General features: G+C 36.2%; 13 protein-coding genes. 9 read left to right on the forward strand and 4 right to left on the reverse strand.

The genetic code is table 11. The features are described 5' to 3' along the window. Positions 1-412: 412 nt before the first annotated feature. From ACM6HU_RS02070 to ACM6HU_RS02090, 5 genes are all read left to right on the forward strand, one after another. The gene (locus ACM6HU_RS02070; protein WP_016112874.1) at positions 413-1,021 is read left to right on the forward strand and encodes a class I SAM-dependent methyltransferase; all 609 of its coding nucleotides are present in this window, start codon (positions 413-415) and stop codon (positions 1,019-1,021) included. Positions 1,022-1,387: 366 nt separating this feature from the next. After that, entirely contained in the window at positions 1,388-2,617 is a 1,230-nt protein-coding gene (gene mtnK, locus ACM6HU_RS02075; RefSeq protein ID WP_016112875.1) for an S-methyl-5-thioribose kinase, read from the forward strand. 12 nt (positions 2,618-2,629) lie between these two features. Then, positions 2,630-3,670: an S-methyl-5-thioribose-1-phosphate isomerase gene (gene mtnA, locus ACM6HU_RS02080; protein WP_139350048.1), complete on the forward strand. Its 1,041-nt coding sequence runs from the start codon at positions 2,630-2,632 to the stop codon at positions 3,668-3,670. 577 nt (positions 3,671-4,247) lie between these two features. Then, entirely contained in the window at positions 4,248-4,442 is a 195-nt protein-coding gene (locus ACM6HU_RS02085) for a hypothetical protein (RefSeq protein WP_033670964.1), read from the forward strand. Between the two features lie 36 nt (positions 4,443-4,478). Further along, positions 4,479-5,120 carry an L-fuculose-phosphate aldolase gene (locus ACM6HU_RS02090; protein ID WP_016112878.1) on the forward strand — a complete coding sequence of 214 codons (642 nt, stop codon included), beginning with the start codon at positions 4,479-4,481 and terminating at the stop codon, positions 5,118-5,120. 57 nt (positions 5,121-5,177) lie between these two features. Here the strand turns inward: ACM6HU_RS02090 and ACM6HU_RS02095 are convergent, their stop codons facing one another. Genes ACM6HU_RS02095 through ACM6HU_RS02105 form a run of 3 tightly spaced genes read right to left on the reverse strand, consistent with a single transcriptional unit; the run spans position 5,178 to position 8,182 of the window. After that, a complete protein-coding gene (locus tag ACM6HU_RS02095; RefSeq protein WP_016112879.1) occupies positions 5,178-6,179 on the reverse strand; it encodes a FecCD family ABC transporter permease in 1,002 nt (333 codons plus the stop codon). After that, on the reverse strand, positions 6,176-7,210 hold the full coding sequence (locus ACM6HU_RS02100) for a FecCD family ABC transporter permease (RefSeq protein ID WP_016132325.1): 1,035 nt from the start codon (positions 7,208-7,210) through the stop codon (positions 6,176-6,178). The genes ACM6HU_RS02095 and ACM6HU_RS02100 overlap by 4 nt, the downstream gene beginning before the upstream one ends. A 48-nt stretch (positions 7,211-7,258) precedes the next feature. After that, complete coding sequence (locus tag ACM6HU_RS02105) at positions 7,259-8,182, reverse strand: iron-hydroxamate ABC transporter substrate-binding protein (RefSeq protein WP_016112881.1); 924 nt, start codon at positions 8,180-8,182, stop codon at positions 7,259-7,261. Positions 8,183-8,504: 322 nt separating this feature from the next. Between ACM6HU_RS02105 and ACM6HU_RS02110 the strand changes: the two genes are divergently transcribed. Then, positions 8,505-9,554 carry an NAD(P)/FAD-dependent oxidoreductase gene (locus tag ACM6HU_RS02110; RefSeq protein WP_016112882.1) on the forward strand — a complete coding sequence of 350 codons (1,050 nt, stop codon included), beginning with the start codon at positions 8,505-8,507 and terminating at the stop codon, positions 9,552-9,554. Positions 9,555-9,860: 306 nt separating this feature from the next. On the opposite strand, the gene ACM6HU_RS02115 is transcribed toward ACM6HU_RS02110, so the two are convergent. Continuing rightward, the gene (locus ACM6HU_RS02115) at positions 9,861-10,229 is read right to left on the reverse strand and encodes a hypothetical protein (protein ID WP_016112883.1); all 369 of its coding nucleotides are present in this window, start codon (positions 10,227-10,229) and stop codon (positions 9,861-9,863) included. A 178-nt stretch (positions 10,230-10,407) separates the two neighbouring features. Between ACM6HU_RS02115 and ACM6HU_RS02120 the strand changes: the two genes are divergently transcribed. The 3 genes from ACM6HU_RS02120 to ACM6HU_RS02130 all read left to right on the forward strand — a co-directional run bounded on the left by ACM6HU_RS02120 (position 10,408) and on the right by ACM6HU_RS02130 (position 12,147). After that, positions 10,408-10,647, forward strand: a complete 240-nt coding sequence (locus tag ACM6HU_RS02120) for a helix-turn-helix domain-containing protein (protein ID WP_077295014.1) — start codon at positions 10,408-10,410, stop codon at positions 10,645-10,647. Positions 10,648-11,132: 485 nt separating this feature from the next. Next, positions 11,133-11,669 carry a hypothetical protein gene (locus ACM6HU_RS02125; RefSeq protein ID WP_016112885.1) on the forward strand — a complete coding sequence of 179 codons (537 nt, stop codon included), beginning with the start codon at positions 11,133-11,135 and terminating at the stop codon, positions 11,667-11,669. Positions 11,670-11,691: 22 nt separating this feature from the next. Beyond that, positions 11,692-12,147, forward strand: coding sequence for a hypothetical protein (locus tag ACM6HU_RS02130; protein WP_016112886.1), 456 nt, complete (start codon positions 11,692-11,694; stop codon positions 12,145-12,147). The last annotated feature ends 45 nt before the right edge of the window (positions 12,148-12,192 follow it).

The raw sequence follows: 12,192 nt of genomic DNA on the forward strand, positions 1-12,192 counted from the left end.
TTTAAGATAAGGCTTTTTTCTTTGTATAACTTTTACTATTAGAAGGATCATAGCATCGCCATCAAGATAAGATTTTGAAGTACTTTCAATAGGGGGTTCGATGGTCAAGATAGAAAAAATCGTTTGGAATCGTCTTATTAGCTCTAAATCATATAATAGGCATAGAGGGAGTTAACTGCTTTTCTTGTTTTTGGTTGGTGTCGTTATTCGCATTATACAAGAATTTGGAATGGTACTCCTTTTTGTGTCCTCAAAACCCTTGGTATATTAGAATTGGAAATTATGAAATTGATTCATATGATAAAATTGGATCGCATGTAATTTTGAACATTTCCGTAGAAAATAAAAGACGGAAAATCGAAAAGAGTCTGGATTGTATCAAAATTCTTTTTGTAGAGAGTAGGGTGAATACATGAACGAACAATATTATGATGCAGTACTAAATATAAAAACAGTAGGAGAACAAAAGGGATTCAACAAGTCGTTGCACTACCACCGTTATGAACCGACGCCATATAGCGCATTGGAAACATTATTTAATCAATATGAACTAAGCAGCAGTGAGCGAGTTGTTGATTTTGGATGCGGAAAAGGCCGGCTGAATTTCTATATTCATCATGCATGTGGTGCGTCAGCTGTTGGAATAGAAATGAACGAGATGTTCTACAAAGAAGCAATGGGAAATTTAGAACGTTATGCAAAGAAATCGAGAAATAGTAAAGATAAAATTCAATTTCAATGCTGCTTAGCGCAAGAATATGAGATTGATCCGCGTGACAATCGATTTTATTTCTTTAATCCATTTTCAGTGCAAGTGTTTATGAATGTAATCAATAATATATTGCTTTCGGTGGAGGAAGTAGAGAGAGAAATAGAGATTATTTTATATTATCCATCGGAAGATTATATCTTTTTCTTAGAGAATCAAACGGCATTTGAATTGAAAGAGGAAGTTAGATTGCCTGGGGTGTATGAGCGGAATGGGAACGAGAGGTTTTTGATTTATGGATTGAGAAGCTAGAAGGAGTAAAAAGATAAATAGTAAATGTCAGTGAGTATTTAGAATTAAATACGGTGAATCGTATCATAAATAAAACATAATGAAGTACAGGATATTTGAACTTTGCTCATTATGTAAGATTGATAGGGGATAAAGCGTATTAAATAAAAAGGAAGCAAGAAGCTCTTAAAATACAAAAGTAGCTTCTCGTTTTCATATAGGAAAACATTGACTCCCATCCCCAACAAGCTATAATAAAAACTAGATGTTCGGTTCAAACAAAATATGATACAAAAAGAACATATAACATAGATTGAAAAAATACTTTCAATCTATTATTTTTGCGGCTTTTAGAAAACGCTTACATTTAGTGTGGAGGGAGAAACCATGTCTAAGTTCACAGAGTATTTTTTAATGGAAGCTAATAATGTTATTGAGTATGTGAAAGAGAAGTTACCAATGTTTGAAAACGCAAAAGATTTGCAGTGCAAGGAAATTGGGGATGGCAATTTAAATTATGTGTTTCGTGTTTGGGATAAGGGGAAAGGAACTTCTGTCATTGTGAAGCAAGCCGGAGATACGGCGCGTATTTCAGATGAGTTTAAGTTGTCTACGAATCGAATTCGCATTGAATCAAACGTTTTACAGTTAGAGGGGAAGCTGGCACCTGAGCTTGTACCAGATGTATATTTATTTGATAGCATGATGAATTGCTGTGTGATGGAAGATTTATCAGACCATACAATTTTACGGACGGCACTGATTAACCATCAAATGTTTCCAAAGCTTGCGGATGATTTAACTACTTTCATGGTAAACACGCTTTTATTAACATCTGATGTAGTGATGAATCATAAGGAGAAAAAGGAACTTGTGAAGAATTATATCAATCCAGAGTTATGTGAGATTACAGAGGATCTTGTGTACTCGGAGCCATTTACAGATCATAACAAGCGCAATGAGTTGTTTTCGTTAAATGAAGGTTGGATTCGGGAGCATATATATGGAGATGAAGCACTTCGTATGGAAGTAGCGAAGCTTAAGTTTTCGTTTATGACGAATGCGCAGGCACTACTTCATGGTGATTTACATACTGGCTCTGTGTTTGTACGAAAGGATTCTACAAAGGTCATTGATCCAGAATTTGCTTTCTATGGTCCGATGGGATATGACGTTGGGAATGTGATGGCAAATTTAATATTTGCTTGGGTGAATGCAGATGTAGCGATGGTTGATGGAGTGGAAAAAGATACCTATATGAGTTGGCTGGAGTCTACGATTATAGATGTAATCGACTTGTTTAAGAAGAAGTTTTTAGAAGCGTGGAGCACGCATGTAACAGAGATTATGGCAAAGGAAACTGGCTTTGATTGTTGGTATTTGCAATCTGTGTTAGTGGATACAGCGGTTGTGACGGGTTTAGAGTTGATTCGCCGCATTGTTGGATTAGCAAAGGTGAAAGATATTACATCGATTTCAAGTGATGAAGCTCGGGCGAGAGCAGAACGGATTTGTTTACAGGCAGCGAAGAAGTTTATTTTACGAGCAAATGAATATAAAACAGGCGCTAGTTTTTTACAAACGTTAAAAGAGCAGTCTGTCCATAGTGCAAAGTAAGGAGAGAAGATGATGACAGAGCAATTAATACCAATTCAGTGGAAAGATGATGCTTTAGTTTTATTAGATCAAACTCTATTACCGAATGAGGTAGTCTATGAATCTTTTACAACAGCTGAGGGTGTATGGGATGCCATTCAAGTAATGAAAGTACGCGGGGCACCGGCGATTGGTGTTTCAGCAGCTTACGGTGTGTATTTAGGTGTAAAAGAGACATCCGAAGATTCAGTGGAGTCATTTATAGAAGAAGTAAATAAAGTCTACACGTACTTAGCGACATCTCGACCGACAGCGGTGAACTTATTTTGGGCACTTGAGAGAATGGAAAATGCGGCAAAAGAACATTCCCATTTATCTATCGCTGATTTGAAAAATAGGTTATTAGAGGAAGCAAAAGGAATTCATAAAGAAGATGAAGAGATTAACCGCCAAATTGGGGAATATGCATTAACATTGTTCCAAGATGGCATGGGTGTACTAACGCATTGTAATGCAGGTGCGTTAGCAACAACGAAATATGGTACTGCAACAGCGCCGATGTACCTAGCGAAAGAAAAGGGATGGGATTTAAAGATTTATTCTGATGAGACACGTCCTAGATTACAAGGATCTACGTTAACAGCACTAGAACTTCAGCGAGCTGGGATTGATGTAACAGTCATTACGGATAATATGGCGGCAATGGTTATGTCACAAGGAAAAATTGATGCAGTTATTGTTGGCTGCGATCGTGTAGCGGCAAACGGTGATGTGGCAAATAAAATTGGAACGCTTGGTGTATCCATTTTAGCGAAATATTATAACATTCCATTTTATGTTGCAGCACCGACTCCGACAATTGATGTAAAAACACCAACAGGTAAGGAGATTCCAATCGAGGAGCGTGATGCTTCTGAAGTGATTAACCGCTTTGGGCAATATTCAGCTCCAAAAGAAAGTAAAGTATATAATCCAGCGTTTGATGTAACACCGCATGAGAATGTAACAGCAATTATTACGGAAAAGGGAATTGTTAGGGCTCCATTTACCGAGAATTTAAGAAAGTTATTTTAGTAATTATGAAATATATAAGTACAAATTGAAAAACTGATATAAAACCTTTCTTTTTAGATGGGGGAGAGCGTCCGTCCATGCATAGAAGCGGCCAGAGCCTCATTCTGCCCCATACCAAGTTAAAACAGGGAGAGAAAACGAGTGCAGATCATGTGTTGTTTTCATAGCAGTAACTTATATGTGAAAACCAAAAAGGAGTTATCCCTAAAAAACACGATAGGAAATGGAAATTTCACTTTATATAAGTACAAATTGGAAAAACGATTTAAAACCTTTCTTTTTAGGTGGGAGAGAGCGCCTGTCCATGCATAGAAGCGGTCAGGTCCTCTTCCTGCCCCATGCCAAGTGAAAACAGAGAGAAAACAAGTAGCGATCATCTTTTGTTCTTCGTAGTAGCGACTTATATGTTGAAAAATCAGGATGGGTTTATATAGAAAATTGCTTATGTATATTAGACATATAAGAAAATAACTAAAAAGAGGACCGATTATCATGTCTAATTCACCGGTAGAGAGAAGAAATAAAATCATTGAGATGCTTGAACAAAGGGAGCACGTGGATGTTTCATATTTAAGCGATGCTTAGTAAATCGAATGAAGTCATTGTTTTAGCAGATCATACGAAGCTCGGAAAGGTTGCTTTCTATAAGGTTTGTGATAAACAGGGTATTACAAAAATTATTACAGATGAGCTCATACCGTTGACACCACTGCAGCAAGAATGTATTAACAGCTATAAAGAATATGGTACACCCATTATTCTAGCAAACTAGTCGTCACAAGGTTCACACCAAGGGGGATGTATATATATGTTACTACAAAAAGAAAGAGAAGAGATTGTAGCGTATGGAAAGAAAATGATCGCTAGCGGATTAACAAAGGGGACTGGGGGTAATATTAGTATTTTTAATCGTGAACAAGGTCTTATTGCAATAAGTCCAAGTGGTTTAGATTATTTTGAAACAGTGCCTGAAGATGTAGCTATATTGAATTTAGATGGTGAAATTGTGGAAGGTGATAGAAAGCCTTCTAGTGAACTAGATATGCATCTTATTTATTATAGAAAGCGTGAGGACATCAACGCACTTGTTCACACGCACTCCCCTTACGCAAAAACAATAGCATCATTAGGATGGGAACTTCCCGCAGTATCTTACTTAATTGCTTTCGCAGGGCCGAATGTACGTTGTGCGCCGTATGAAACATTCGGAACAAAGGAACTAGCAGAAGCGGCTTTTGAAGGAATGATTGATCGCCGTGCGGTTTTACTTGCTAATCACGGCTTAATGGCCGGTGGGAACAATATAAAAATGGCGTTTACTGTTGCGGAGGAAATTGAATTTTGCGCGCAAATTTATTATCAAACGAAGTGCATTGGAGAGCCAAAATTGTTGCCAGAGGAAGAGATGGCAAGATTGGCGAAGAAGTTTGATGGGTATGGGCAACAATAGAATTAATAAATAGAAAAAGTCCCTCGAGAACAAATCGATTCTCAAGGGATTTTATTTTTATTTCTTAAGTAACAAATACATAAAATAAGGAGCACCAATCAAAGCAACCATGATCCCCGCTGGAATTCCACTTGGCTCTACAATATGACGACCAATTGTATCTGCAAGTAACAATAGCCATCCCCCAATTAAAATGGCAACAGGAAGAAATAATTGATGCCTCGGCCCGACTAAAGATTTTGCGATGTGAGGAGCCATAAGTCCGATAAAGGCAATTCCTCCTGTGACTGAAACGGCAGAAGCTGCTAATGCAACGGCTACTATAAGGAGTGAGCGGCGTTCTTTTTCGAGTGCGACACCAACACCAATTGCTACATGCTCGTTTAAAGCAAGGAGATTTAAGCGATTTGCTTTATAGAGAGTAAATGGAATGAGTACAGCTAACCATGGAAGAAGGGCGAGAACAAAAACCCAGTCATCTCCCCAAATGTTTCCGGCAATCCATTTTGCGATAAAGTCTACTTTTGCACGTTCAGCAGATGAAATGAGAACAATCATCGTTCCAGAAAGTGCGAATGCAAATCCAATTCCTGTTAGTGTCAATCTTATTGGCTGAAGCCCAGCAGTTTTACTATATGAAAATACATAGATGAGACAAGCTGTAAGAAAGGCACCGATAAATCCCACAATTGGCAGGAAGTAAACAAATGAGCCTGCGTCTATTGGAAAATATAAAAAGAAAAGGGCAACTGCAACGCCTGCCCCTGAGTTAATACCGATAATACCAGGCTCGGCTAGATCATTACGCGTTATACCTTGTAGTATAGCTCCTGATAAGGCAAGTGCCATACCAGCTAATAGTGTAATCACAATTCGTGGTAATCGAAGAGAAAATAAAATAAATTCTTCTTTAAATGTACCTTGGCCAAAAAGTGTAGGTAGCAGTCTATCATAGGACAATGAAGCTGCTCCTAAGCCCATTCCAATTGTAATGGTTGCTGCAATAAGCAGGAGTAAGGCAAGTACGATTACTCGTTGTTTTTTAGCTTGTTGAATCATGAGAACGACCTTCCTCCTTTACGTACGATGAATAGGAAGAATGGTAAGCCTACGATTGCGACAATGGCAGCTATTGGTGTTTCATAAGGAGCGTTAATTGTGCGTCCAAGTGTGTCAGCTAATAGCATAAAAGAAGCACCCGCAATAGCAGACATCGGTATAACAAATCGATAGTCAGGTCCGACAATAGGGCGGACCATATGAGGTATCATTAAACCGATAAATGCCATGTTTCCAACAAGTGCGACAGAAGCACCAGCGAGTAAAATGATGACAATAAAAAGAATGATTTTAATGACGATGATTTTTTGACCGAGTCCTATTGCTACTTCTTCGCTTAAGCTAAGAATCGTCAATTTCTTTGAAAATAAGATTGCAATGAATATACTGATTGAAATAACTGGAACAATGACCTGTAATTGGCTCCATGATGTTCCGATTATGCCCCCGGCAGTCCACATGGATACATCTTGTGAGATTTTAAAATAAATCCCGATGCCTTCTGAAATCGCGACTAAAAATGCTGAAACCGCGGCACCAGCAAGTACGATACGAAGAGGAGAAAGCCCACCTTTTTTCATCATACCAATTCCGAAAACCATAATGGCGCCGATAGCAGCACCGATAAAACAAGCAATCATTATATAAAAATAGTTTACAGAAGGAATAAGGGCAAGTGTAATTGCCAAGGCAGCGTTGGCACCACCAGTTAGCCCGAGTAATCCTGGATCAGCGAGTGGATTTCGCGTTATACCTTGCATAATCGCACCAGAAACAGCGAGCCCAGCTCCAACAAAAATGGCTGCAATTTCACGTGGTAAGCGAAGTTCACGGATAATGGAGAACTTTTCTCCATTAGCATTAGAAGTAAGCGCTATCCATACATCCTTTATAGTGGTATCTGCTGCGCCAAATACCATGGCAGCCATAAATATAATAAAGAACACAATGGTTCCTAAAATGAGCTTGTATACAAAGGAAGTGGAACGTAGATTGTCTTTTGTCATTAGTTTCACATCTTTTCTTTTCATAGAATAAAGGAAGAGGAATTCTTTAAATAAGAATTCCTCATTGTTGTGTTATTTACCAAGAAAGCTTTTCTTGAAGAAATCTAGTTGGAAATCTAATGTGATTGGATCATTAAAATAGAATTCTTTCGCGTTTATTTCAAATGCTTTATTGTTTTTAACAGCTGGAATGTTTTTGTACGATTCTGTTTCTTGGAATGAATTATTCGTATCGTTGTTTTTACTTATAATTAAGTAATCCCCAGCATACTCAGGTAGAACTTCAGCAGATAATGCATAGTAGCCATCTTTTAACGCTTTTTCTTTTACTTTTTCCGGCATTTTTAATTTCATTTCTTGATACAGGATTTCTGTTCCACGGCCCCAGTTATCGCCGAATACATAGATTTGTTTGTCAAAGTTTTCAATAACAGAAACGGTTGTATCTTCACCAATTTTTGCTTTAATATCTTTTCCTGCAGCAGCAGCACGTTTTTTGAAATCATCAACCCAAGCTTTTGCTTCTTTTTCTTTATTTAGTAGTTTACCGATTTCTAAATGTTGTGTTAAGTAGTCAACTTTTCCATATGTGAATGTTACAGTAGGAGCGATTTTCTTTAACTTATCGATATTTTTAATGTTTGATAAACCAATGATTAAATCTGGATTTAATTCGATAATTTTTTCAACATTTTCATCAGATACTTCTGTAACATCTTTTAATTTATTCTCAAAACGCGGATTCATTTTAGACCATGAATCTACACCAACAAGGTTTACACCTAAAGACATTACGTTACCTGCGAATGATGATAGTACAACAACGCGTTTTGGATTTGCAGGAACTTCAACTTTACCATTCTCAGATTGGTATGTAATTGTTTCTGATTTGCTTCCCTTTGCATTTGAATCGTTTTTCTGATCTGTCGAACCGTTGCTACAAGCACTCATAACGAGTACGAATAGAACTGTAAGTGAAATGAATAACTTTTTCATTTTTTCTTTCTCCTTTTTTATATAGCTTTCTAACGGGATAGATGTCGTGCACTTAGTAGTTAAGGAATCTTATAAATCTTGATATCGAGATTTATTATAATAAAATACTTGAGTGATCTATAAATAAACGAGCCGCTATTTCCCCTACAAATTTGTTAATAGTTTACAAAACGATAATGATTATCAATATCGATTCTTTAATAATATAATTTTATATTTTTTTATTGTCAATAGTTATTTTGATTGAAAACCTGAAGGAAAAAGGTTATATTTTATTGAGAATGATAATCAATTGTATTTGATAGCTGGGGAGTGAACATAAATGAATCCAGAAGAATTATTTGATGTGACCGTGATTGGAGGAGGTCCGGCAGGGCTTTATTCAGCGTTTTATAGTGGACTAAGAGAGATGAAAACAAAAATAATTGAATTTCAACCACAGTTAGGTGGAAAGATACACGTTTATCCAGAAAAAATGATTTGGGATATCGGGGGACTGCCGCCAGTTACTGGAGCGCAGTTAATTGAGCAGCTTGTGGAGCAAGGGTTAACATTTCATCCAGAAGTAGTGTTGAATGAAAAGATAGAGTCAATCACTCGGAATGAAGAGGGAGTTTTTGTGCTAACAATTTTCTCTGGTCAAAAGCATTTTTCAAAAACAGTTATTGTAGCTACTGGAAGTGGAATATTAAAACCACAAAAGTTAGCAATTGAAGGTGCAGAGAGGTTTGAAGTATCAAATTTAAATTATACTGTCAAATCTTTAAAGAGTTTTAAAGATAAGACTGTAATTATTTCAGGTGGAGGAAACTCAGCGATCGATTGGGCAAATGAATTAGAGCCCATTGCGAAAAAGGTTTATTTAACATATAGAAAAGATACCTTAGCTGGTCATGAAGCACAAGTTACTCAGCTTATGAATAGTTCAGTGGATTGTCTCTTTAATACGTCGATTACAAAGTTGATGGCTGATGATAATCACGAAGCAATTGAATATATTGAGTTAACGAATCATGAAACAAGTGAAGTTTCTCATTTACCTATTGACGAAGTCATTATTAATCATGGGTATGAACGTGATATGACATTATTGGAAAATAGTGAACTAAATGTTGAAATCGTTGATAATTATTTTATTGCCGGGAGTGCGAACAGTGAATCTTCAATAGAAGGGCTATATGCTGCTGGAGATATTTTAAAGCATGAGGGCAAATTGCACTTAATAGCTGGTGCTTTCCAAGATGCTGGAAACGCTGTAAATAAAGCAAAACAATTTATCCAACCAGATGCGAGTGAATATGGAATGGTCTCTTCTCATAATGATGTTTTCAAACAACGTAACCGAGAACTTATTAAGCAAATGATGAAATAATGGGTAGTGTTGAGAAGTTTAAAGAGTGGAAAGAAATAAATAGAGAAGAATATGTAAATGAATTATGAGAGATTTGAAATAAGTATCTTTTTAATAGATAAACACCCAGTTACTTTCCCATCTTTATTAAGTAAGGAAGTAGGCTGGGTGTTTATCTGTTACTATCTTTTTTCTGATTTGTATTACACCGGTTTCTTCAGTTCACGTCTTTTACATGTATTTTGAGAAGAGAATACATGTAAAAGACGTGAACATTTGACTTGTAAATCTTTTTTGGGGGTTTATATTTTTTATAGACAAGGAAAATTATGCTGTTCCTTGTGCGTACTGATCAGGAAAGTGCTTATTTTGCACAGAGGCAATATATTGTTTCCCGTGTTTTCTAGCCAAAGATTCTAGTATGTGACGTACACGTTTTGTAAGATGCCCCTGGTTTTGTAACGCTTCACAGTATGCATCATAGTAAGCATATTTAGCCCAAAGAAAATCGTCTTGTTGAAATATGAAATGATGTTTATACCATTCTCCAATTGTATTATAGTTTACGCTTTCATTTGCAGCCTTTGTTTGTTCAATGATTCTTTTTGGTAAAGCTTTAGAAAGCTGAGAAGCAGTATTTGTTGTTTCAGTTTGTAATGATTGCTCTAACATTGTAATGATGTGACGAGTAGCCATATGTTTAACTCTCCTTTGTGTAAATGGATAAATGCCATCTATATTTTTTAATACTTACTATATTATTATACAATATATGGAATGCATCTACCTGCTTTTTGATTTGTATTTACAAAATCTTTTTATTTTATTTATAAAAATCTTTTATAATAATGTAGACATAAAAAATAATAAGGGAATGAAACAATTGTATATAACGGTAAAAGAAGCAGCAGAATATTTAAATCTTCCGGAATCTTACATTGAAGAATTGGTTCAGCAAAAACGAATTCGTGCCGTGTATGACGGTGAGCAATATTTGCTGAATAAAGAACAGTTCAATACGCATTTAGAGCAAATGGAAAAATATAAACAGTTAGTAGAAGAAATATTAAATGAGCCAATTCCAGAGGATATGGATGTAAAAGACGAAGATTAAAACTCATGGGCCTATAGCGTAGTACTCTATGAAAAATGATACAGAATCATTTTTATCCTGCTATTTGTGGGCAGTAATATTCCCACTTTAATTTCAACAAAAGTAAAGAAGCTAGGTGGAGAATAAACTGCCCGTAAAAGCCCGATTGGTGAGGGCTAATACTAGTGGAGGATGAAAAATCCTCTACTAAGTAAAGTTTCACTTTATAAATACTGTTTCAAGATCTGTAGGATAAGTATCTTGAAGCGGTATTTTTTTATGATGAAATAGTAAAATTGTGTGCATAAATGGCGGCTAATGACATGCTGGGTATTGATAGAAGCCATGTTAGTCTTTTGTACATCAGAGATATACATATTGGATAGATGTACCCCCGTGTTAAAAACATATTTTTATATAATGGGACAGTCATAGAGAACGTAACCTGTACAGATACATATACTATCAGTGCAAACGACTTATAAAACAATGAAAGGGGTTTTCTCATGAGCACGATTAGTAGTGATTTGTTGTATGGATTGATTGGAGAGAGTGTTAGAGTGAATCGAGGTGGACCAGAGTCTCAAAAAGGTACAGTGGTCGCAGTGTATTCGGATCATTTTATTTTATTGAGTGAAAACAGAACGTTTTACTATTATCAGTTTCAACATCTAAAAAGTATTACAAAAAATGCGAAAGATGTTGCTGCAGACATTGGAGTTTTACCAACATTTGCACAAGGTGAAGATTTTCAAGGTTTGCTTCAAAATTTAAAGTATCGTTGGGTGAAAATTAACCGCGGCGGCCCAGAAAAGATTGAAGGAATTCTACAAGATGTTTCTTATGAATATGTGACATTAATTGTAAAAGAGGAAGTTGTACAGATTCCACATTTCCATATTAAAAGTATGAATTATGGTCTGCAAGCACTAGAAGAAGATGACTATCAGTCAAATAACCAACAATCCGATCAGACAGCATATGTTCAATATTCAAGAGCAAGAGCAACAAAACAATCAAGTCGATATAATCGATCCAAATAATAACAAAAGAGGGGAAGGAGGGATGAAATTGGAAAATATATTTCCTGAAAATCAAATAAAAAGCTTGGTTTATCAAGGTGTAAAAGTAAACCTTGGTGGACCAGAAAGCCGTACAGGTGTGTTGCTGGCAGTAGGTGATGATTATCTCGTTCTGCAAGGAAATACAGGAGAGGTCATTTATTATCAACAGAAGCATGTAAAGGGTGTTGTAAAAAAAGCAAAAGAGATAGAGTTAAATCCTTATTTTATTGAGCAATCCTATGCGGATGGTGCAACGTTTCAAGAGATACTAGGTAGTCTTAAGTATAAATGGGTCAAAATTAATCGCGGTGGTCCAGAAAGCGTAGAAGGTTTATTAAGTGATGTAAATGAAGAATACGTTACATTAGTGAACCGCGATGAGGTAATTTACGTTATTAACTTTCACATTAAAAACGTCAATCAAATCGTTAAAACCAATAAAGATGAAGAAGAGTAATGTTTGATAAATAAGAGGGGGCAGTATGGAATAGGTAGTGGCGAA

It is taken from the genome of Bacillus sp. IT-79MI2 (assembly GCF_949768135.1).
In the GTDB taxonomy this organism is placed as follows: Bacteria; Bacillota; Bacilli; order Bacillales; family Bacillaceae_G; genus Bacillus_A; species Bacillus_A pseudomycoides.

Bases quoted from the DNA above. Each gene is read 5' to 3' on its own strand.
- ACM6HU_RS02070 (WP_016112874.1), top strand. From the start codon at position 413: ATGAACGAACAATATTATGATGCAGTACTAAATATAAAAACAGTAGGA.
- mtnK (WP_016112875.1), top strand. From the start codon at position 1,388: ATGTCTAAGTTCACAGAGTATTTTTTAATGGAAGCTAATAATGTTATT.
- mtnA (WP_139350048.1), top strand. From the start codon at position 2,630: ATGACAGAGCAATTAATACCAATTCAGTGGAAAGATGATGCTTTAGTT.
- ACM6HU_RS02085 (WP_033670964.1), top strand. From the start codon at position 4,248: ATGCTTAGTAAATCGAATGAAGTCATTGTTTTAGCAGATCATACGAAG.
- ACM6HU_RS02090 (WP_016112878.1), top strand. From the start codon at position 4,479: ATGTTACTACAAAAAGAAAGAGAAGAGATTGTAGCGTATGGAAAGAAA.
- ACM6HU_RS02095 (WP_016112879.1), bottom strand. From the start codon at position 6,179: ATGATTCAACAAGCTAAAAAACAACGAGTAATCGTACTTGCCTTACTC.
- ACM6HU_RS02100 (WP_016132325.1), bottom strand. From the start codon at position 7,210: ATGAAAAGAAAAGATGTGAAACTAATGACAAAAGACAATCTACGTTCC.
- ACM6HU_RS02105 (WP_016112881.1), bottom strand. From the start codon at position 8,182: ATGAAAAAGTTATTCATTTCACTTACAGTTCTATTCGTACTCGTTATG.
- ACM6HU_RS02110 (WP_016112882.1), top strand. From the start codon at position 8,505: ATGAATCCAGAAGAATTATTTGATGTGACCGTGATTGGAGGAGGTCCG.
- ACM6HU_RS02115 (WP_016112883.1), bottom strand. From the start codon at position 10,229: ATGGCTACTCGTCACATCATTACAATGTTAGAGCAATCATTACAAACT.
- ACM6HU_RS02120 (WP_077295014.1), top strand. From the start codon at position 10,408: ATGAAACAATTGTATATAACGGTAAAAGAAGCAGCAGAATATTTAAAT.
- ACM6HU_RS02125 (WP_016112885.1), top strand. From the start codon at position 11,133: ATGAGCACGATTAGTAGTGATTTGTTGTATGGATTGATTGGAGAGAGT.
- ACM6HU_RS02130 (WP_016112886.1), top strand. From the start codon at position 11,692: ATGAAATTGGAAAATATATTTCCTGAAAATCAAATAAAAAGCTTGGTT.